General features: G+C 44.7%; 15 protein-coding genes. 9 read left to right on the forward strand and 6 right to left on the reverse strand.

The window, feature by feature from the left end:
- Positions 1 to 3: 3 nt before the first annotated feature.
- Together DLM75_RS13330 and DLM75_RS13335 are read right to left on the reverse strand one after the other, a co-directional pair.
- On the reverse strand, positions 4 to 342 hold the full coding sequence (locus DLM75_RS13330; RefSeq protein WP_118968986.1) for an arsenosugar biosynthesis-associated peroxidase-like protein: 339 nt from the start codon (positions 340 to 342) through the stop codon (positions 4 to 6).
- Between the two features lie 85 nt (positions 343 to 427).
- Complete coding sequence (locus DLM75_RS13335; protein ID WP_118968987.1) at positions 428 to 913, reverse strand: DUF4395 domain-containing protein; 486 nt, start codon at positions 911 to 913, stop codon at positions 428 to 430.
- A gap of 244 nt (positions 914 to 1,157) precedes the next feature.
- On the opposite strand from DLM75_RS13335, the gene DLM75_RS13340 reads away from it, so the two are divergent.
- From DLM75_RS13340 to DLM75_RS13370, 7 genes are all read left to right on the forward strand, one after another.
- Positions 1,158 to 2,033 (forward strand): sulfurtransferase, encoded by an 876-nt coding sequence (locus tag DLM75_RS13340; protein WP_118968988.1) that lies wholly within the window; start codon positions 1,158 to 1,160, stop codon positions 2,031 to 2,033.
- Between the two features lie 23 nt (positions 2,034 to 2,056).
- On the forward strand, positions 2,057 to 3,406 hold the full coding sequence (locus DLM75_RS13345; RefSeq protein WP_158586473.1) for a multiheme c-type cytochrome: 1,350 nt from the start codon (positions 2,057 to 2,059) through the stop codon (positions 3,404 to 3,406).
- A complete protein-coding gene (locus DLM75_RS13350) occupies positions 3,403 to 4,113 on the forward strand; it encodes a glycosyltransferase family 2 protein (RefSeq protein WP_118968990.1) in 711 nt (236 codons plus the stop codon). The genes DLM75_RS13345 and DLM75_RS13350 overlap by 4 nt, the downstream gene beginning before the upstream one ends.
- Positions 4,110 to 5,552 carry an MptA/MptB family glycosyltransferase gene (locus tag DLM75_RS13355; protein WP_147456637.1) on the forward strand — a complete coding sequence of 481 codons (1,443 nt, stop codon included), beginning with the start codon at positions 4,110 to 4,112 and terminating at the stop codon, positions 5,550 to 5,552. The genes DLM75_RS13350 and DLM75_RS13355 overlap by 4 nt, the downstream gene beginning before the upstream one ends.
- Positions 5,553 to 5,689: 137 nt before the next feature.
- On the forward strand, positions 5,690 to 8,986 hold the full coding sequence (locus DLM75_RS13360) for an efflux RND transporter permease subunit (RefSeq protein WP_118968992.1): 3,297 nt from the start codon (positions 5,690 to 5,692) through the stop codon (positions 8,984 to 8,986).
- A gap of 443 nt (positions 8,987 to 9,429) precedes the next feature.
- Positions 9,430 to 11,004 (forward strand): FAD-dependent thymidylate synthase, encoded by a 1,575-nt coding sequence (locus tag DLM75_RS13365; RefSeq protein ID WP_118968993.1) that lies wholly within the window; start codon positions 9,430 to 9,432, stop codon positions 11,002 to 11,004.
- A 46-nt stretch (positions 11,005 to 11,050) separates the two neighbouring features.
- A complete protein-coding gene (locus DLM75_RS13370; RefSeq protein ID WP_118968994.1) occupies positions 11,051 to 12,232 on the forward strand; it encodes a M20 metallopeptidase family protein in 1,182 nt (393 codons plus the stop codon).
- Between the two features lie 93 nt (positions 12,233 to 12,325).
- Here the strand turns inward: DLM75_RS13370 and DLM75_RS13375 are convergent, their stop codons facing one another.
- The 4 genes from DLM75_RS13375 to DLM75_RS13390 all read right to left on the reverse strand — a co-directional run bounded on the left by DLM75_RS13375 (position 12,326) and on the right by DLM75_RS13390 (position 18,687).
- A complete protein-coding gene (locus tag DLM75_RS13375) occupies positions 12,326 to 14,998 on the reverse strand; it encodes a SpoIIE family protein phosphatase (RefSeq protein ID WP_118968995.1) in 2,673 nt (890 codons plus the stop codon).
- A gap of 198 nt (positions 14,999 to 15,196) precedes the next feature.
- On the reverse strand, positions 15,197 to 16,486 hold the full coding sequence (locus DLM75_RS13380; RefSeq protein ID WP_118968996.1) for an aminopeptidase P N-terminal domain-containing protein: 1,290 nt from the start codon (positions 16,484 to 16,486) through the stop codon (positions 15,197 to 15,199).
- Positions 16,483 to 17,514, reverse strand: a complete 1,032-nt coding sequence (locus DLM75_RS13385) for a glycosyltransferase family 9 protein (protein WP_118968997.1) — start codon at positions 17,512 to 17,514, stop codon at positions 16,483 to 16,485. The genes DLM75_RS13380 and DLM75_RS13385 overlap by 4 nt, the downstream gene beginning before the upstream one ends.
- Positions 17,515 to 17,529: 15 nt before the next feature.
- The gene (locus DLM75_RS13390) at positions 17,530 to 18,687 is read right to left on the reverse strand and encodes a thiolase family protein (RefSeq protein WP_118968998.1); all 1,158 of its coding nucleotides are present in this window, start codon (positions 18,685 to 18,687) and stop codon (positions 17,530 to 17,532) included.
- A 106-nt stretch (positions 18,688 to 18,793) separates the two neighbouring features.
- On the opposite strand from DLM75_RS13390, the gene bfr reads away from it, so the two are divergent.
- Both bfr and DLM75_RS13400 read left to right on the forward strand, forming a co-directional pair.
- Positions 18,794 to 19,261: a bacterioferritin gene (bfr, locus tag DLM75_RS13395; protein ID WP_118968999.1), complete on the forward strand. Its 468-nt coding sequence runs from the start codon at positions 18,794 to 18,796 to the stop codon at positions 19,259 to 19,261.
- Positions 19,258 to 20,511: a THUMP domain-containing class I SAM-dependent RNA methyltransferase gene (locus DLM75_RS13400; RefSeq protein ID WP_118969000.1), complete on the forward strand. Its 1,254-nt coding sequence runs from the start codon at positions 19,258 to 19,260 to the stop codon at positions 20,509 to 20,511. The genes bfr and DLM75_RS13400 overlap by 4 nt, the downstream gene beginning before the upstream one ends.

Here is a 20,511-nt window from a genome sequence, read left to right on the forward strand (position 1 = left end):
AGATTACATTCCGAGTTCTTTGACCTTGTTCATCATCTGGACGGAATGAACGAGGCTCGCGCCTCCGCGAATCGCCGCGGCAACGTGAACCGCTTCCATCAATCCGGCTTCACTTACACCTTTTTCTAAGGTGTCCGTCGTATAAGCATCGATACAATATGGACATTGAATCGCATGCGAAACAGCGAGTGCGATCAAGGATTTTTCCCGAGCCGTCAAGGCCCCTTCCGCAAAGACGTCTCCGTAATAATCAAAAAATTTTTTCGCAAGGTTCGGTTGGAATTCTCCGATATTTCCGAATTTCTTGAGATCGTCCGGTACGTAGTAACTTTCTTTAGACATAGTATTTCCTTTCTTTCATAAGTATTCAGGAGAAATAGAATTAGGAAAGGATCGTTTGAAAGAACCTTTCCTCTTGTTTATAAAATCAGTTCTTCGGTTTGAAGGTTAGATTGTTACACTTCTCACAGACTTCCTGTGGAATGACTCCCCATTGCATCAAATATCCGAAAACAAAACAACCGGCACAAAAACCAACGATCGATTCGAGAGCCGCAAAAAAGGCCAATATCCCGAGCACGATTTGAAATTCAAAAATCTGGCCTTGGCTCAACAAAACGAGAGACGTTAGGCTAAACCCAAACCCGATCGTCTGGGCGAATCGTTTCGGAGGTCCGGGTGTGGGTCTTTCTCCTAAACGAAACAAGGGTACAATACCATGGATGGCGAGTTTTGCAAAGAGGGAAAACTTCGGCCCATATAAAACGCGAGCTGTAAATCCGTAGAACAACGCAAGATTCAACCAAATCGATTGTGTGAATAACGTAGCTAAAGTGAGAATCAATACTAAACCGGCCACCGATCGGGCGGCGTATTCATTGACCGAATCCGGGAAATTTCCAATGCGTATCATCCGTTCCTCCTATCCTCTTGGATAACGACAGGTCCGATTCTTGGACCTATTTTTCACGTAAAAGAGTCACCTTCATTTCCGCAATAATTTTAAATATTTTGCTATAACATTAAAATTTCTGTTATAACGAAATCAAGCTTGTCGCCTAAGAAATGCCGAATTCTTCTGACAAAAAAAGAAATCCAGGTTTGAGAACATTCTAAATGATAGGATGAAAAGATCCTCGAACCGATAGGAAAGAACGATGAAAATTCAATCTGTATTCTTAGCTCTCTTTCTTTTAGTTCCAAGTTTCCTCTTCGCACAAAAATCGGAATCTTGGATTCTGACTCCCGGAGAGGCGAGAGCACTTCTACCGAATAGCGTCGTCTTGGATACGAGATCACGTTCCGTTTTTTATAGAGAGCATATCAACGGCTCTCGTTCGGTTTCCTGGGAAGAGTTTTCCGTGCCCAAGCTTCCGTTCCGAGGTAACCTTCTTCCGATGGACATACTCAAGAAAAAATTGGAATCTTACGGAATTGATAATGGACATCCCGTACTCGTCGTCAGCGAATCCAAAAATAATTGGGGAGAAGACGGAAGAATCGTCTGGATGCTTCGATCCCTTGGACATCGATCCGCCTTTTTGGTGGACGGAGGTTACTCCAGCCTCAAACAACTCGGAGCACCCGTCTCCAACCAAGGCGAACCGAAAAATTTCGGTTCTTTTCAAATCAAAGCGGATCCGAAACTCACTGCTACTTCTACTGAAATCAAATCCAATCTCAAGAATCGGAATTATATTTTTTTAGATACAAGAGAAGAAAGGGAATTCCTTGGTGAAACTCCTTACGGAGAATCCAGAGGAGGACATATTCCCGGTGCGAAACACCTCTATTATAAAAATCTGTTACACGAAGACGGTTCTCTTTTATCTTCGGAGGAAATTTCGGCCAAAATCAAGGAGCTCGGAATCGGAAGAGAAACCACGATTGTTACGTATTGCACTGGAGGGATCCGTTCGGCATGGATGACCGCGGTTCTTCGAAACGAAGGTTATAACGCGAAAAATTACGCCGGATCCATGTGGGAATGGTCGGCGGGAAACGAAAAGGATTTTCCTCTCACCGTAAAATGATTTTTCAGAGAAAATACAGATTCTTGAATATTCAAGATTCATGGAGATATATTTGGATCGTCATCGGAATCTCTGTCACACTCTGTTCCTTTTTTGTCTGCAAAAACGATTCCGATCTCGTCTCGGTAAAGGTTCGTTTCCAGAACCGCGCATGGGCGGAGCCAGCGAAAGTGGAACAACCACTTCCCGGCATCGCCGGACTCACAGCAAAAGATTGCGGAAGCTGTCACGAAGACCATTATCAAGAATGGAAAACTTCCACGCACGCGAACGCGTTCACCGATCTTCAATTTCAAGCGGAACTTTCCAAACCGAATTCTCCGCAGTGGCTTTGTTTGAATTGCCATATTCCACTTTCCGGTCAGAGAAAGGAAATCGCAACCCACCTTAAAGATGGGGACGTATTCCAACCGGTTCTCGTTCCCAATAAGAAGTTCAACGCTCAATGGGAGAAAGAAGGAATCAGTTGTGGGACCTGTCATCTCAAATCCGATTCCCAAGGAAATACGATCCTCATCGGACCGACCGGAGCGAACGCTCCTCATCCCGTGGAAAAAAACAGGGAGGCATTACACGCGCGTTGCAACGATTGTCACAACCAAGATTATAAACTCAATATGTCCCTCGTATGCTATTTCAAGACGGGTGACGAATATAAGGAAAGTATTCACTTTCCGAAAGAAGATTGCGTTAGTTGTCACATGCCTTCGATCAATCGAAGCGTCGTCCTTCCCTCTTTTAACAAAGAAAAACGAAATTCTCACCGACATACGTTTATCGGTAGCGGGGTTCCGAAAACCTTCGAACTATTTGACGCGCAATGGAAAGGATATCAGAGCGGACTCAAGGTAGAAGAGCCACGATGGTCGTTTATCAAAAACGAAAACGCCCGATTGAATCTAACGATAGAGAACTCGTTCGCAGGTCATAGCGTTCCTACGGGAGATCCGGAAAGACATCTTTTAATCGAAGCCGTTCTTCAAAACTCGAATGGGAAAGAAATTGCTAGAGAAGTCCAAAAAATCGGACAGAGTTGGGAATGGTATCCGGAGGCAAAACTCGTGAACGACAATCGAATTCTTTCCGGTGAAAAAAGAAAACTGGTCTTAGATCTGAAAATCGACCGTGACTCCCTTCCTGCTTTTGGAATTTTAAGAATTCTGCATGTCCGTTTAACAAAAGATAACGCAGAACACATGAGGATAAACGCAAAAAACGCGCCCTCGGAAATCGGAGAAAAACTGAAACAGATCGAAAAACACTATCCGTATTCGAACGTTTTTTACGAGTCCAAAACGGATCTGAAAACGGGCAAGATCCGGCTTACTTCCAAGACGGATTTACTTTCCGCATCCAAACGGGGAAATCTGTGATCCACAATACGGTTACCGTCGTCATACCGGCGTTAAACGAAGAAAAATCGATCGCCTTAGTTCTAAACGATCTGCAAAAGACGGAGAAGGCGAATATTTTAGAAATCATAGTGGTGGACAACGGTTCTAAGGACGATACTTCACGGATCGCCTCAGAAAACGGCGCGGTCGTTCTACAAGAGTCGGAAAAAGGATATGGTGCGGCCTGCCTCAAAGGGCTGGACAGAATTTTCGGATCATCCAATCCTCCGGATCTTGTGGCGTTCGTGGACGCGGATTATTCGGATTCTCCAATCGAACTCACCGATTTGTTAAACGAATTCCAGAATCCGAATAGAGAACTCGTGATTGGTTCCAGAGCCTTGGGCAAAGCGGAAAAGGGTTCCCTTTTGCCGGTTCAGAAGTTCGGAAATTGGTTGTCTACGTTTTTGATCGGCGTCTTATACGGGGTGAAGTTTACCGATCTCGGACCGTTTCGTGTGATCCGTTTCGATTCCCTCAAAAAATTGAATATGCAAGATCGGAATTTCGGATGGACTGTGGAAATGCAGATCAAGGCCGCGAAACTCGGAATGAATTGTGTCGAGGTTCCGGTCAGTTATAAAAGAAGAATCGGCGTTTCTAAAGTAAGCGGAACGATCTCCGGATCGATCAAAGCCGGTTGGAAAATTCTTTATACGATCGCAAAACTTCAATTTACGAAATGATTTCAAACCTCGTTCTCTTTTTATTCTTTCTTCCGAGTCTCGCTTTTCAATTCTTAGGAGAAAGAAAAGATTTTTATCTTTTGCTCCTGGCAAATCTTCCGGCTTTTGTCGCCTATGTTTGGATCGTATTTTCTCAGGAAATCGAAGAATTTTTCTCCAAGTCTTTTAAATCGGTTTCTAAAATTCGAATGTTCTTTTCCGAACTTTCGAATTTCCGATTTTCGCTTCGAACCTGGATCGTTTTCGGATTCGTTTTGCGGTTTGTGATGTTTTTTTCGGATCCGATTCTTTCCGAAGACGTTCTTCGGTTTTTGTGGGACGGTCTTCTGATCCAGGAAGGAATCTCTCCGTTTTCCGTTCTTCCCAAAGATTTGGATCTTTACGTTTTCGACGGTTCGAAGAGAATCATTGCGACACAATTGTTAAGCGACATGAACTCAGCGAAATTCTATTCGGTTTATCCTCCCCTCCTTCAATTTTTTTATTTTATCAGCGCCAAAGGAATGTTATGGTTTCAGAACATTTCGGCAGGAATTCTGATCTGGAAATCCGTCTTGATTGTTTCGGAATGCGGGGTCCTTTCATTTCTTTGTCTGATCCTAAAAAGAAACGGACTTCCGCTTCGAAGAAGTTTGATTTATTGGATGAACCCTCTCCCGATCTTAGAAATTGCGGGGAATGCACACCCGGAACCGGTTCTTCTTTTCTTTTTGATCGGTGCGGTCTATTTTTTTTGGAAATGGAATGAGGAACAAAAAATAAAAGATTTTCTTCTACACATTTTTTTTCTGGGTTTTGGAATCCTAAGTAAAATCACACCTTTGATTCTTTTGCCTTGGGTCGGCTTTATCATTTGGGAAAGAAAAAAATTCTTACTCCTTTTTCGGACTTCTTTTTCGACGATCGTTGTCACGTTAGCCGCTCTTTTCTTTTTCTGGGAGGATCTTTTTGAAAAACAGAGTGAATCCGGAATCGGCGTTTTCTTTCAACTTTTCGAATTCAACGGAGGTGTTTACTATCTCTTGCGGGAATTTTTAAGAGCCACCGGCGGAAATTTCTATCTCGCCGGAAAAATCTGCGGCCTGGCGACGTTAGTCATTCTTCTCGCGTATTCTTATCAAAGAAGAAAAGATAAAAGTCTTCGTGATTTCTTTTTTACAGCGGAATCGATCTATTGGATTTTTCTTTTTCTCTCCACGACGGTTCATCCTTGGTATATTCTTCCTCTGATCGTTTTTTCCGTATTTTCAAAAAACGTCTCACCCGTCGTTTGGTCTGCTTTGGTGCTCGTTTCGTATTCTACTTACTCCGTGGTTCCGTATCGGGATTCTTTTTTATGGATCTTCTTAGAATACGGAATTCTATTCTTCTTTTTGCATATTGATTACAAAGTCATCTCATCGCTGAATCCGTCTACACGAAGTTCGACAGTGACCTGAAGGAATCGAAAAAGGTTCTTTTTTTAATTCGCTCCAAACTCCGTTCTTCCGAAAGATTCTTTCTAAAAAAACCTTTCAACTCTGACCTTGAGGGGGTTTTCTGTCCATAACGTCTTTTTGAGAGTTCTTCAACACACATGATTGATAAACTGATCCGCGCCTCCATTAAGAACAGAGCCTTGGTATTGGTTCTCACCTTTATGATCACACTCGTTGGGATCTACAACGCATATCATCTTTCCATCGACGCGATCCCGGACGTAACGAACGTTCAAGTTTCCGCGGTCACCGCTTCGCCGGGGCTTTCCCCTCTCGAAGTGGAACAGTTCATCACATATCCGATCGAGATGGAATTTACCGGTCTTCCGAACGTCACGGAGATTCGGTCCATTTCCAGAACCGGTGTGAGCTCGGTTACGGTCATCTTCAAGGACGGAACCGATATCTACTTTGCGAGACAACTCGTAAACGAAAGAATCAAACAAGCGGAAGCCATCATTCCTCCCGGATACGGAAGACCGGAGCTCTCTCCGATCGCAACGGGTCTTGGTGATATTTACGAGTTCGTATTAACATCGGATCGACATTCTCCCGAAGAACTCAGAACATATATGGAATGGGAACTCGCAAGAGAAGTGAAGTCGGTCGAAGGTGTGATCGACGTGAACATCATCGGTGGTCAGGTTCGTCAGTATCAAGTGAAGATCGATCCGAGAAGGCTCGCGGTTCACAACCTCACCCTTTCGCAAATCTACGATAAGTTAGAATCCGCCAACCAGAACATCGGGGGCGGTTATATATCCAAGGGCGCGGAACAGATCGTGATTCGAGGAGAAAGTCAGTACAAATCCATCGAGGACTTACGAAACACGGCCGTAACCACGGCAGGGGACGGAATACCTCTCTTGCTCGGTCAGATTGCGGAGATCGAAATCGGTCCGGCTCTTCGTTTCGGTCTCGTGACGAAGGATGCGAAAGGTGAAGTTGTTGGCGCGACCGCGATGATGCTCATGGGTCAGAATTCTCTCGAGGTCGTTAAGAAAGTAAAGGTAAGAATCGAAGAGATCCGAGAAAGACTTCCTCCCGGAATGAGAATCGAAACTTTTTACGATCGTTCCGAATTTATCGGAAGAACGTTAGGCACCATCTTTACGAATTTGGCGGAAGCCGCAGTACTCGTTATCATCGTTTTGATCATCGCGCTTGGAACCGTAAAGGGCGCGTTACTCGTCGCTTTGGCGATTCCGATTCCGATGCTCGTCGCGACTATTTTTATGAACGCTTTTGGAATCGTGGGAAACCTCATGTCGTTGGGAGCCTTGGACTTCGGTCTTCTCGTGGACGGAACGATCGTGATGTTAGAATCCATTCTTCATGGGTTTATTTTAAAACGATCCTTCTATGAGATGCAGACAAAACTCGAAGACAGAGAACTCGCCGCGGAGGAGATCATCACGGACGCCTGTGTTCGAGTCGGTCGGGCCGCCACATTTTCAGTCGCGATCATCATGCTCGTCTATCTTCCTCTGATGAGTTTGGAAGGTGTGGAAGGAAGAATGTTCAAGCCGATGGCGATCACGGTCGCTCTCGCCCTCGGAGCCGCCCTCTTATTCTCACTGACAACGTTTCCTGCGGCCGCGAGTATTCTTTTTAAAGAGCCCGTTTTTCATCACAGCAAGTATTGGGACATCATAACGGAAAAATACAAAGAGCTTTTGGATTTTGGAATGTCTCGAAAGAAGGAATTCCTATACTCGGGCGTCGGTGTGGTCGTCTTTTCTCTTCTTCTGGGTTCGACTCTTGGTTCCGAATTCTTACCAAGAATCGACGAAGGGGAAATTGCAGTCGATATCAAACGTCTTCCTTCCACTTCTCTCAACTATTCGAGAGATACGAACACGGACATGGAAGCCGTTCTCAAAAAATTTCCGGAAGTGATCAGCGTCGTTTCGAAGATGGGTCGAGGTGAATCGGCAGCAGAGCCGATTGGAACGGACGAAGGCGAGGCGATGGTAAAACTCAAACCCCGCAAGGAATGGGTGAGCGCAGACGACAGAGAAGAACTCATGACAAAGATGAAGGATGAAATTCTAAAATACATCCCTTCGAGTACTGTGAGTTTGTCTCAACCGATCGAGAACCGTGTGAACGCTCTTCTTTCCGGTTCTAAAGCGGACGTCGTGATCAAGATCTACGGAGATGACTTAGTCAAACTCAAGGACATCGCCGGCCAGTTCGCGGAAAAATTAAAAGGTGTCAAAGGTGTCGCCGACTTAAGAGTGCAGAGAGTTTTGGGTCTTCCTCTTGTCGAGATCAAAGTGGATCGAGAGAACATGGCGCGTTACGGTGTACAAGCCGATGAAATTCTCGCGACCGTGGAAGCGCTTCGTTTGGGAAGAAACACCGGAAAGGTATTCGAGGGTTTTAAACGTTTTGATCTTGTGGTTCGTTTGAAAATCGACGCGACCGATTTGGAGCAGGTGGAGAATATTCCGGTCTTTACTTCTTCGGGTTCCACGGTTCCTCTCGCTCAAGTTGCAGAAATCAGACTTGTGGAAGGTCCGGCCGCGATCTATAGAGAATCTTTGAAGAGAAGAATTATGGTGGAAACGAACATTCGAGGAAGAGACCTCGTAGGTTTCGTAAACGAAGCGCAGAAAGTCACCGAAGAGATCGAAAAAAATCTTCCTCCCGGTTATAGAACGGATTGGGGTGGTCAGTTCGAGAACTTCACTCGTGCAAAAGAAAGACTCGCAATGGTCGTTCCGATCGCGCTTGCAATTATTTTCTTTATGTTGATGGCCGCGTTCGGGAGCATCTACTACGCGTTAGGCGTCTTTATCGTCGTTCCGCTCGCCGTTTCCGGCGGGATCATCGGTCTTGTTTTGAGAGGTCTTCCGTTCAGTATTCCTGCGGGGGTCGGCTTTATCGCCGTGAGCGGGATCGCCGTTTTAAACGGGGTCGTCTACGCTTCGACTCTACGTGAAGAATTGGAAAAGGGAGCTTCGATTGCGGATGCGGTTTATCTCGCGGGAATCCATTCTCTTCGTCCCGTTATGACAACCGAGGTCATCGCGGCGGTTGGGTTTATTCCGATGGCGATTTCGACGATGGCCGGCGCCGAAGTTCAGAGACCTCTGGCAACCGTCGTTATCTTCGGGGTCATCGTCGCGACCGTTTTCTCTCGTGTTCTTCTTCCGATCGTGATGGAATATCTGTTGAACGTTTACGAATCTCAAGAGAAGAAAAAATCGGCGAAGAGAAGGCTTTTAGAAAAACAGACCTTCGGAGCCAACGCGAGTTTTGGAGAGGACAACAACGAGTGGATGCATTCTCAGGCGGAAGCTACTGAAATTATAACTGAAGAAGAAGATTCCGAAACGGAATCCAAATCTCGTCCGACAAAGTCGAAAAAGACAAAGAAGAAAAAATGAGGAAGGCTTCTTAGAAAAAGGGTTTTGTCGGAACTACGACGGCTCTTCCGTGAAAAGTGCGCGCCCCCACCCTGATTGGGTGGAGGTGGTGGGCTCGCGGGAAAAAATCGGGCAGAATTCCTCTATCACAGAAAATCACTTTTAACAAGAAGAATCCGTCTCTTCCCAGTTTTGTCGGAACTCCGACAAACCTCGCTCTCTATGGATCGCGGTCTTTGTGTGTTACAAAGAGCCAACGGCTACGCTCCGCGGCCTTTTGGCTAATTCGCTCTCTATGGATCGCGGTCTTTGTGTTTTACAAAGAGCCAACGGCTACGCTCCGCGGCCTTTTGGCTAATTCGCTCTCTATGGATCGCGAATTATGTCCAAAAAAAGAGTTTCCGGTCAGGTTTCTCCCCTCAGGATTGTTCTACCGGGGATCCCAAGTCCCGTCCGGAGTTTCGATGCTAACCCAAAAACCAATCGTTTCACTACTTGATCACAGTAAGGACCCATTCAATCTTGCGATCGCTACTGCAAGAACCTGCTATTCTTCTAAAGGAATTCTTCTCCCTTCCGATATGGTTTCTTCGGAAAAATCGATCGAGATCCGAGATCGTGTCGCAAAGTCTACCAAAAAAGCCGGTCACTTGACCACAAGACAACATCCTCAATTTATCTTCACTCTCGACAAAGTCTCCCGACAATTCGTCTGGTCCTTCTTACACTCTCATCCATTTTATAACTCGGAACAAGTATCTCAAAGATATGTAGAAGTCAAAAAGGAGAATTACTACGTTCCTCCAGGACTCAGTGGAAAACTTTTAGAACTCTACCTCGACGCAGTCGACTTTGCAAGCCAGGCTTATTTTTCTTATAACGAAATTCTTCATCCTTTTATCCAGGAAGAATATTTCAATATCTACAAAGCACGCGCCAACTATCCGGACAAATGGCAGGGACCGATCAAGAAAAAATGTCTCGAAGTGGCACGTTATCTGCTACCTCTCGGGACTTTTACGTATCTCTATCATTCCATCAACGGACTTACGCTTCATCGTTACTATCGATTGATGAATTCTTACGACGTTCCCGAAGAACAAAGAGCCGTCGTCACCGAAATGGTCAACCAAGTCCGTGCGGTGGATCCTCTCTACGCGGACGAAATGGACGATCCCCTTCCTCTCGAAGAAACGACCGAGTATCGTTTTTTTGATTCTATGTTCGGCACCGCAAAGAGAGAATTTCATCCGGAAGCCGCAAAAGCATTTATAAAAGAATATGACTCCGAACTCGGAGGAAGGTATTCGAAACTTGTATCCCATTCTTCCAATGGACCTGAAATTCTTGCACAATCGGTTCGATCTATATTAGGAATTCCTAAATCTTCTCTCGGAGATCAAGACGCAATCGATCTCGTTTTAAATCCTTCAAAGAATAAACACTTAACTTCCACTCTGAACGAAAGTTCCCTGAGTCCGATCACGAGGGCCCTCTTTAACGTTCAGTATTCTTTTCAAAAAAGAATCTCGCACACCGCAGACAGTCAAGATCAGAGACACAGAATGGTTCCCGGCGGAAGACCGGTCCTCATGTCCCAGTATGCGGGAACTCCCGACTACATCACTCCTTTTGTGGTTCAAAAATATCCACAGCTCAAAGAAAAATACGATTCCGATATGAATCAAATTTTCGAAAAGGTAAACCGATTCTTAGACGCGGGCGGTTCTCCCGAATACGCGACCTATCTTTTGCCGAACGCATTCCCGATCCGTTTTTACGAAAGCGGAGATCTTCTCAACCTCCATCACAAATGGAGATCCAGAACTTGTTACAACGCCCAAGAAGAAATCTTCCAAGCATCCGTGGACGAACTCACGGACGTCATGAAAGTGCATCCCGAGATCGCAAAGTGGATCAAGGCCCCTTGTTGGATTCGACTTCAAGGCGAAGTAAAACCCTATTGTCCGGAAGGCGACCACTACTGCGGAACCCAAGTCTGGAAAAGAGAATTGTCTGAGTATTCCCGAGTGATCTAAAATTCTTTCCGAAAACGATTCTACGCTGTAGAATGGTCGAAGAAGTATGAAACTCACAGTGACCGACAGCCGAACCCAAGAACTCATTCGTTACAGAAGACAGATCCACAAACATCCCGAGCTCCGTTACGAGGAAAATCAAACCGCCGGATTTGTGATCGATCATCTCAAGTCTCTCGGACTTTCCTTTCAGGATAAGATCGCAAAGACCGGAGTGGTCGCGTTAGTCGATTCCGGTAAACCGGGAAAAACGCTTCTCGTCCGAGCGGACATGGACGCGCTCCCAATCTTTGAGGAATCCAAAGCGGAATACAAATCCGTTCACGACGGGGTTATGCACGCCTGCGGTCACGACGCACATACTTCCATTCTTATGGGACTCGCCTCCGATATCAAAGAGGACATTCGTTCGATTCTTCCCAAAGGAAGAGTTCTTCTCGTCTTTCAACCCGCCGAGGAAGGCGGACAAGGCGCTGACAAGATGATCGATGAAGGAATATTAGAAAATTATAACGTAGATGCGGCGCTCGCGCTTCACGTCTGGAATCATATCCCAGTGGGAAAGGTCGGCGTCGTCGACGGTCCGATGATGGCCGCCGTGGACGAATTTACGATTACGATCACGGGAATCAGCGGACACGGAGCGATGCCGCAACATACTGTAGACCCGATCGTCGTAGGAGCTCAGATCGTGACGGCTCTTCAAACGATTGTTTCTCGAAACACGGATCCGTTGGATTCTTGCGTCGTTACGGTTGGAAGTTTTCACGCTGGAAACGCGTTTAACGTGATTCCGGAAACCGCAGAACTCAAAGGGACTGTTAGAACATATTCCAAGAAGATGTTTGAAGAAGTTCCCGAAAAGTTAGAACGTGTTGTCAACGGAATCTCGTCCGCGCTCGGAGCCAAGGTTTCCATCCACTACGAGAGAACCAATCACCCGACGATCAACGATCCTTTTATGGCGAATATCGTTCGTAAGGCTTCGCTTAACATTCTCGGAGAGAACAGCATAACGGAAGAACACACGAAGTCGATGGGAGGAGAGGACTTTTCCGCCTTCCTCATGAAAGTTCCCGGCTGTTATTTTTTTATAGGATCGATGAACGAATCCAAAGGACTCATTCATCCGCATCACAGTTCTAAATTCGATATCGACGAGGATTCTCTTTCCATCGGACTTTCCGTCTTAAAAGAGGCGATTCGGATCTATCTTGAGGAAAATTAGAATTCCTCTCCATTGAACACCCAACTTCCGCGAGAAATCGAATCGCGGATTTTAACTCGGTGCCTTCGCTTCGAATCGCGAGAATAAATACGATCACGCGGTTCCGAGCGAATTTTTCAACTGAAGAGCTTTTCCATTTTTCGGATCGATCAGCAAAGCCCTTTCGATCAATTCATTCGCGCGAGGAAGAATATTCAATATTCTGTATATATCGGCGAGATTGATTAAATTCCTAAGAAACGATGGATCTTGCAAAAAGGCCCTTTCCCCAAGATCCGCCGCTTTTTGGTAAAACTTCAACATTTTATAACAAAGAGATGCGTGATATAAATAATCGCTCGAATCCGCATTTTGATCCAGAAGTGTTTCCCAGTATCCGATCGACTTCGCATAATCTTTTTCTTTAAGATAGAATCTCCCAAGCAATTTTAGAATCGTTTCGTTTTTCGGATACAGCTCAAGCGCCTTTTCAAACGTGTCTAACCCTTCTTCGATTCTATTATTTTCGAGTAGATTCCTACCTCGATCCAAGGTTTCCTGAAAAGACGCCGTCGGCAGGTTGGAATTAGAAGGTAGTTCTGTCTTCGGATGAAAGGTGATTTTCAGAAGAGTAAAGTCATCCACAAGAGTTCCGAACTTTAGAATTTTTTCATATACTTCCCTTAGGTCTCCGTATCCCTCCTCTACCCTTCTTAAAAACTGATCTTGATCTTCGTTGATGATCCGATCTTCCGCTTTACCGATCAAAAGGTCGTCTCGTCCGTCGGATCCGATTACGATCGTATCACCTGGCAACATCCGGAACGTCTTGATCGTGAGGTGTTCTTCATTTTCGGGGATTCCGATTTTTCGAAGTGTGAGTTCATCCTCTATGTAAGAAGCGATTCCATCCCTGTATAAAACCGTCCATGGATGTTCCGCATTGATATAATACAACAACCCGGAGGATTCTTCCACTAATCCCAATACGATCGAGATATACATGGAACCGTCGAAGGATTCAAAAATTTTCTGAAGTTCTAAAAACGCCTCTTTCAACCAACGTTCCGGAGACTTATCTTTCTGAGAACTGATCCCGGATCGAGTCAGGATCGTATTAAAAACGGTTCCCATAACCAAAGCTCCGCCGGCTCCCTGGATGGATTTTCCCATCGCATCCCCGTTCACGAAGACCACATAACGTTTTCCACTGAGTTCCACGTTACCCGAAATCAAAATATCTCCTCCGATCTCGTAGGTTTTCCCCTTGAATTCGAAGGATTTTTTCTGCTTTGTATAAAACTCGGTCTTAACGACCTCGCTCGTATTTTTATTGGATGAAAGAGGATTGATCAAAAGAGAAGTAAGAAAGTAATCCGCATCCTGTTGTATTTTCAGACGATTGACTTGCTCTAAAGACAGTTTGAGCTCTTCGGTTCTTTGTTCGACTTTTTTTTCAAGGTCTTCGTTTAATTCTTCCACTTCCTCGTTCAAACGTACAAACTTATTTGCAAGAATCGTTGCGATGCTCAAAATAAAAAATAGAAACGCGTATCCGACGACCCTCGGAAAAACGATCACATTGCGAGCTCCGAGTGTATCCAAAACACCCGCTACCACAACGACCAAAACGCCGAAAAGAATAAAAAGTGCGTCCCGATCCTTCTGCGCGATTCTCCGGACGAGATAATACGAAATCAGACCTACGTAAAGAATCCAGCCGTATTGAACCACGTGTTTGTTGAGGAGATTGTAGTGAATTACGTTATTGGAAAAAAGATAGAACACGGCAAAGGTTGCGTAACTTCCGTCTAAGACGTTCAAGAACAGATTGCGAGAATACTTAAAATAGACGCGAACAAAATTGGAAAACATCGGAATCAATATGGTGAGAATCAAATATTCCACTTTCTTCATATAAATGAATTCGATTCCAAGGTCGTATTTGATCTGATTTCTTAAAAATTGATAAAGAAAGAAAAGAATCGTAAAAAGACCGTAATATAAGTTCTCCTGGTCCGAACGACGTCTGACGTATAAAAAAAGAAAATATCCACCCACGGTCAGATAAATCATCAATAAGAATGTTTTAATATACTCCGCACGAAGAAGGTCTTTCAGAATTAAGGATGTATCCCCGATTTCGGTTCGATCCTGCTCGATTCCCACTTCTCGATCAAAGAACTTTTTCACCTGAATCACTATAATATTCTTTTCACCCTTTCGGATCAGATCGTTGGAAATCGAATAGACACGAATCTTATCGTAAGCTTGCGGATATTTTTCGTCGAAATCTCCCGTGGCTCCGATCAGAGTTCCGTTGAGGTATGTCCTGTCCTTATCATTGATTGTCCCCAGACGAACGGAAAGGCTCGGCGCATTCCATTCTTTCGGAGCGATGAATTTTTTTACGATATAAACCGTCTGAACGGATTCATCTTTTAATTTATGAACGCCGGGAGCATTATAGATTTCGAATGGAGTGGAATTCTTCTTACCTTCGAGATAGGATTTAGAAAAAGAAACTGGATCCAGCGGTGAAGTCGTAATCTCCCAATGATGTTGGGAACCGGAGTCCAAACTCGTGATCGTATCAAAGGATGAAATTTTTTGAATCGCTTCCGGAAAAACCGAAAAAGGAAAGAGGATGAGACTTACCAAAAGAGTAAGAATCAAAAAGGGAACATACTTTTTTTGCACATACCGGTTTTGGACGAAACAAGGATAAGAAAAGGAAAGGCGCTTCTCTATAGAATCCGGATCGAGGACATGTTTGTTTAAAAACATAAAAACAACTCTTCCTTAGTTCTTATTTGGTTCCGAATTCAGAACTTTCTTTGTGTATTGAAAAACAATACAACGAACGTTCTTCTAACGGTTAAGACAAGGAAAAATTGGCTTTTTTAGGAATGAAGAATTTCTTTTTATAAAACAATTCCTCAATCAAAACGGAGATGGCCTGGATATATCCTGAACCACTTCGGTTTAACGTTTGAGGGCTTCTATTTCGGAGATTTCTTTCGGAATCATCTCCGTCAAATTCCGTGAACTCTGACCGTCGACCAAAACGTCGTCCTCGATTCGGATGCCGATCCCGCGAAAACGTTCCGGAATTTCAGGATCTTCCGGATCAAAATACAATCCGGGTTCGATCGTGATTACCTGACCGTTTTCCAGCTTCTTCGACGACCCGCTTTGATAATACGTCCCAACGTCGTGAACATCCATACCCAAATAATGACTCGTCCGATGCATATAATATTTTTTGAATGTCCCTTGTTCCAAAATGGAATCTAAAGAACCTTGCAGTATTCCCAAATCTTTCAACCCTTCGATAAGAGTTTTTACCGCTTGATTATGAATCGCGACAAATTCCACACCTTCTCTCGTATGTAAAACCGCTTCCTTCTGAGCCTTGAGAACGACTTCGTAGACAGCCTTTTGTTCGGGTGAGAATTTTTTGCCGACCGGAAAGTTACGCGTAACATCCGCTGTGTAATATCCTTTTTCAGCGCCGCTGTCGACTAAAACGAGCTCGCCTTCTTTCAACTGACAGTTGTTAGACGTATAGTGAAGGATCGTCGCGTTTCTACCCGTTGCTACGATATGTCCGTATCCTCCTCCCCAAGCTCCTTGTTTGAGATATTCGGATTCTAAGATGGCTTCCAGTTCGTATTCGAACATTCCCGGTTTGGATTCTTTCATCAGACGTTCGTGACCGAGCGCGGTGATTCTTGCGGATTCTTGTAGCGCTGAAATTTCCGCGGGTGTTTTGAACATTCTCATCCAGTGTAAAAAATCGGGAGATTCGATTCTTCTCGGGCCGAACTTCCCTTCTCTCGAACGTTGATTGAGGGAATAGATCCACTGGATCAGTTTAGAATCCCGAACCAAGTTCCTTCCGAAAAAATGATAGAGCGTATGCTGATTGACGAGAATTTCGTCTAACTTCGATTCCCATTCGTTCGTATCGAATGACTCGTCGAGAGCCAGGAGCGACTTCGCATTTTCTTTTCCGATCCGAATACCTGTCCAAATTTCTTTTTCTTTATCCTTCGGAAGCATAAAGATCGATTTATAAGAATTCTTTAATATAAGAATTCCGTCCGCTTCGTCCAAGCCGGTCAGATAGAAATAATCGGAATCCTGACGAAACTTATACTCCACATCCCGATTTCTGATGGAATGAGAAGCCGCAAAGACGATCAGAACCTCGCCTTCTTTGAGTTTTTTTTGAACTTCCTTGATTCTTTCCCGATAGATTGAATGTGTCATGGTTGGATTCCCTTTTCTAATTGGACTGCGATTGAAAATAATTTGTCGGGATCCTGTTCTCTCATACAACGAAAATGTCCTTCCGGACAAACTCTTCCGCCGTGAATTCCACAGGGACGACAAGAAAGCCCGGAAATACCGGAAACAAAAGAACGATCCGCCAAAGGAGTATAACCGAAATCCGGAACGGTCGCTCCAAAGACGGCTAACGTAGGAATATTAAAGGCCGAGGCAAAATGAATCGGAGAAGAATCGTTGCTGACCATCAGGGAGGCTTTGGAAACCAGAAACGAAAGTTCCTGAAGATTCGTCTTTCCTGCGAGATTGATTCCGAAACCGGAACCGACTTCCTCGCAGAGTTCGAAATCCCCTTTGGATCCGATGAGAACGATTTTCTTTCCTGATTCTTTGAAAAGTCGTTCACCTAACGCACGAAACTGGGGAGCCGGCATCCGCTTTGTTTCCCAGACCGAACTCGGAGCCAGAAGAATAAAGTTTCCCGGTTCAAGTCCGTTCTCCTTCATCAATACACGCACACGAAAAATCGATTCTTCCTTCCAAAACAACTCCGGTCGTTTGGAAAGATTTGCGTATTCCTTTTCATCGTAGATTAAGGAGAATAATTTTTCCACCTCGTGTTTTCCCCGCAAAGGTCGCGGAATCCGTTTTGTTAAGAGGAAAGAAAAACCGGCGCTTTCATATCCGATTCTTACTTTCGCTCCGCTCGCAAAACCCATCAATGTGGACCGAAAGGAAAAATGGGGAAGGAGGCAAAGGGTATATTCTTCTTTTCTTAAGTTCCAAAGAAACGAAATAAATTTCCAAAGAGATTTTTTAAATTCTTTCTTATCCAGAGGAATCAGGCGATCGATATGAGGATTCGCTTCCAAAACACCGTCCGTGCCTTTGTTGACGACAACGGTGAGATGAGAATTCGGATACTTGCGTTTTACTTCTCGAAAGAATGCGGTCGTTAAGATTAGGTCGCCGAGAAACGCCGTTTGAATCAAAAGTATTTTTTCATTCACGTTAAAATTCCATTCTTATCCTTTGGAAAGAATCGTTGCAAAGTTGTTCACTCCCAATCCTCCGATGGAAAGAGCGAGTCCGTTTTGAAAACGTTCCTCCTTATACATCCAGGTTTGAAGTTCCGCAATCTGAGCCAAACCGGAAACGCCGACCGGATGTCCTCTCGTTTTCAAACCTCCGGAAGCGTTGATCGGAAGTTGTCCGTCCGGATGGGTCTTTCCCTCTTTCACATAACGTAGCGCTTTTCCTCGAGGAAAAAGTCCGGCGTCCTCGGCTCCGATCAACTCGAATGGAGTAAACGCATCGTGAAGTTCGGCGATATGTATGTCTTCCGGTTTTAGGCAGGCTTCTTTGTAGGCGCCGGCGAATGCAGAAACACTCGAAGGAAAACTCAAGTCTCCCGGAGGAGAAGAAAGGTTTCCGATTCCGTGTCCCATACCGGCGATCTTCAATTCCTTGGAAGAATTCGTTTTTTCAGAGCTCAGGAGCAAAGCGCAACTGCCATCCGAAAGAGGAGAAATATCATACAAACAGAGCGGACTCGTAAAAAGGGGTGATTTAAAATATTCTTCTTCCGTAATATTCTTTCGAATATGCGCGTTTTGGTTCTGAAGTCCATTGTCGTGGAGTTTTTTGGAAAGTGTAAAGAGATCCTTCCGATCGTATCCGTGTTCGTAGAGATACCGAGTCGCGATCATTCCCCCACCCTGGGCCATGGACATGGCAAATCCCCTTTGGCGCTCGGACAAAACACTTCCCAAGAGTAGATTGTTTGCTTCTCTTTCAAGACGGCTCATCACTTCGGTTGCGATCACAATTCCTCTTTGAAACGAACCGGATCTCAGAAGATAGGTCGCGGTATGCAACGCACTCGCTCCACTCGAGGATGCGGTCTCCGTGCGGATGACGAAAAGATTCTTCAGGCCTAAACTTTCTTTGATTCTTGCGGGAAGAAAAATCTCTCCTGTATAACGTTCCGGAGCCATCGCCGCAAAGATAAGAAATTGAGGTTCAAAATCAGAATTTCTTTTGAGAAGTTGAATCGCGGTTTGATACGAAAGAGAATGATAATCAAGTTCAGTTTTACCGAAGCGACTGAGTTGTGAATCGATGATGAAAGCGGATGAAGACACTTGGTCTATCTTTTTGAAAATTGTGAGATTGAAAATCAAAAAAAATAAATCAAAACGAGGCGAGCGACTTTTCAGAAGACTTTATAAACTATCCTTGCAAATTTAAGAATGATTTTTATACTGAAAGGATGGAAGGGGAAAAAAGATGAAAGGAAACAAAGAAGTTCTCGAAATTCTTGGCGAAGTTCTTGCCGCCGAACTCACAGCTATCAATCAATATTTTATTCACGCAAAGATGAACAAGAATTGGGGTTTCAAAAAACTCGCAGACTTTATGAAACACGAATCGATTGACGAGATGAAACACGCCGACGAAGTCATCGATCGAATTCTTTATCTGGACGGAGTTCCCGATCTTCAGAGATACATGAAGATCAACGTCGGAAACAATATTCAGGAAATCCTCAAAGCGGACCTGGAACTGGAATACGCGGCCGTCGAAAGATTTAACAGAGGGATTGCGATCGCGGTGAAAAACAACGATAACGGAACCCGCGAACTTTTTGAGAAAATTCTCGTTTCGGAAGAAGAACACGTCGATTGGATCGAAGCACAACAGGAAATCATTCGTCAAATCGGCGTTGAAAACTATCTGGCGCAACAAATCGAGTGACGAATTTTAGAGGTCCTGCTCCCAAAAAATCCCTGAGGTTAAAAGTTCGTAAACCCGAGGGAAGATCTTCTTTTACGGACCGTTCCAGAGAAAAAGAAATCCCATCCAAAACGGAATGGGATTTTTCCAGACCGGACACATTCGAATATCACGCTTCTTGTCCGGACGGACTTTCCGGTTTACTTCGAGAGGAAATCCTGGAAGCGGGACTCACGGTGGTCGCCGAAAATCGAGGAGGCGTTTTCTTTCAGGGATCGGCGAAGGCGTTAAAGGATTTTATTCTTACCACTGGAATCGCATCCGGTATCAGCATTTCTTTACGTTATTGGAGAGTCGATAGTCCCGAAGACCTTTATAATCAGGCGCTTCAATTTCCTTTTGAAAAAATCATCTCATCCGAACAATCTTTCCGAATCGATTCCACCACGAAAGATTCCTTAAAAGATTCACGTTATGCGACTTACAAACTCAAGGACGCGATGTTCGATCGTTTCCGTTCCAAGGGGAAGGATACTCCGCAAGTTTCCAGAGACGAACCCGATTTTTTATTCTATCTTCGCTCTCATTCCGATCACGCAAAACTTTCCCTCGGTCTAAATACGAGACCTTTACAACAAAGAGGTCATGGAAGAATCGGTGGAGAAGCCCCGATTCGCGAAATTCTCGCCTCCGCTTTGGTTCGATATTCGGGCTGGGACACCAAATCCGTGTTATACGATCCATTCTGCGGTTCGGGAACGATCGTGATCGAGGCGGCCTTGAAACTTTTATACGGCGGATATACGAATTACAGGAGTTTGGATTCTTCCCTTCCGTTTAAAAAACTTTTTGGAGAACCCAATCTCAAGGAAGCAGCGGGAAAGGTTTCAAAAACCCTGATATTCGCTTCGGACGCGGACGAAAAAGCTTTGAATCTCGCGAAGTTAAACGCGAAAAACGCCGGCGTCGATCATCTCATCGAGTTTTTCACTGCCGATGCAACGGTTTCGGAGAATGAAAAAGGAATTCAAAACGGATATATCGTTACGAATCCACCTTACGGGGTTCGTCTTGGGACCAAGGAAGAAGCAAAGGAAATCTATTTGGCCTGGGGAAAACGACTCAAGGACCATTTCTCGGGGAATGTGCTTGCGCTTGTTTGCGGAGATACGTCCCTTTTGGGTTTTCTGAAGTTGAAGAAAGACAAGGAACAATCGCTTACAATCGGGAAGCTTAAGGGAAAATTAGTTGCCTACACTCTGGGCAAATAA

Origin of the sequence: Leptospira stimsonii (assembly GCF_003545885.1) — a bacterium.
Classification (GTDB): Bacteria; Spirochaetota; Leptospiria; order Leptospirales; family Leptospiraceae; genus Leptospira; species Leptospira stimsonii.